The sequence below is a fragment of the Nonomuraea sp. NPDC005692 genome (assembly GCF_040631115.1).
In the GTDB taxonomy this organism is placed as follows: domain Bacteria; phylum Actinomycetota; class Actinomycetes; order Streptosporangiales; family Streptosporangiaceae; genus Nonomuraea.
Genome location: NZ_JBEXYU010000090.1, coordinates 1 through 1,348, shown reverse-complemented (window position 1 = coordinate 1,348; position 1,348 = coordinate 1). Strand labels below are relative to the sequence as shown.

General features: G+C 64.8%; 1 protein-coding gene and 1 pseudogene. Both read right to left on the bottom strand.

Annotated features, from left to right (window positions below):
* Positions 1–293 precede the first annotated feature (293 nt).
* Positions 294–791, bottom strand: a complete 498-nt coding sequence (locus ABZ459_RS52740; RefSeq protein ID WP_357989106.1) for an HAD domain-containing protein — start codon at positions 789–791, stop codon at positions 294–296.
* Positions 788–1,198 (bottom strand): annotated as a pseudogene (locus tag ABZ459_RS52735) (transposase); the annotation flags it as partial. The gene ABZ459_RS52740 and the pseudogene ABZ459_RS52735, both read right to left, overlap by 4 nt.
* Positions 1,199–1,348: the final 150 nt, after the last annotated feature.

Genomic DNA, 1,348 nt, shown 5'->3' with positions numbered 1-1,348 from the left:
CAAAACCCACAGCCCCTACGACCAGGCAACCGCCTGGTCGCACCGATCAAACGACCTCGCTGCTTGACAACAAACGTCCAGGGATGTCTGACCCCACCCCGACACGGTGTCTTCCCTGTGGAGATCATTTCGTGCTGCAATTACCTCCCGGGACGCCCCGCCGGCGCCTAGCGCCATTTCCCTCTCGGCCGCGCTGGCCGCGCTCGGTGCCCACGCTAGGGCGCCTTCCGACGTTGAGGACAAGCCGCGACAAGAGAGCAATTGTCAAATCCTGTGGATCGCGGATGATTGAATCACTGGACTCGAAGCCATTGATCGAGGACGGTGAAGTCTTCGTCGACGAGTCCTCGGAATGATTCCACGTGGTGAAGGAGTGCTCGGCCGCTGTGGCGCGTGGAGACCCAGTTGCGATCGGCGTCGGTGATCTCGTCGTCGACCCAGGCGAACGGGCGTCCGGCCGCCCAGGTCACCAAGGTCCGGGTCTTCCAGCAGAGCCTGAACCATTGATCCTCGCGTTCATGCGCGTCGGATGGCTCCGGCCAGGTCACGACTGGCAGACGTGGCAGCCCGATCCGGGGTGCTATCTCGACGTTCGCCTCCTCTTCCCAGGTGGTGGCCCAGACGAGATCGCAGGGCAGCGCCGCCAACCGACGCCCCACCTCGGCGGTGAGCCGCGCCAAGTGCGATTCGGGTGTGGCGGCCAGCGGTTCACCATGAGGGTCCTCACCGAACGGGAGCAGCGGTCCGTCGACGTCGAGGAAGAGCAGCGGGCGTCCCGCGGGACTGGTCATGCTGCGGTGACCTCATCGCGCTCGACGAGGACGCCGCGTTCGAAGCGGGCTCCGGCACGCACGAGAGCGACCAGGTGGGGCGCGTTGATCGAGCGCCAGCGTTGTTGGGCGGACTCGATGAGCTTGAACGTCATTGCCAGGGCTGCCGCGCGGGAGCCGGCACCGCGGGTGACCTTGGTGCGTAGTCGGACGGTGGCGAAGGTCGACTCGATCGGGTTGGTGGTGCGCAGGTGGATCCAGTGTTCGGCCGGGTAGTCGTAGAACGTCAGCAGCACGTCCGCGTCATCGACGATCTTCTTGACGGCCTTGGGGAACTTCGCACCGTACTGCCGCTCGAATGTCTTGATGGCCTTGGCAGCCTGGTCTTTGTCCTCGGCGTTGTAAATGTCGGCGATCGCGGCCTTGGCCGCGCCCCCGGGGGGAAGCTTCACCACCATGCGCTGATCCTGCCACGGATGTGCGCCTAGTACTACAGCGAGGCTTTGAGATGTTTCAGTCGATGTCTTCTGTAGTGGCTGGCTCGGGCGCGGGTCTGATGGAGGCGCCGGTAGTGGGAC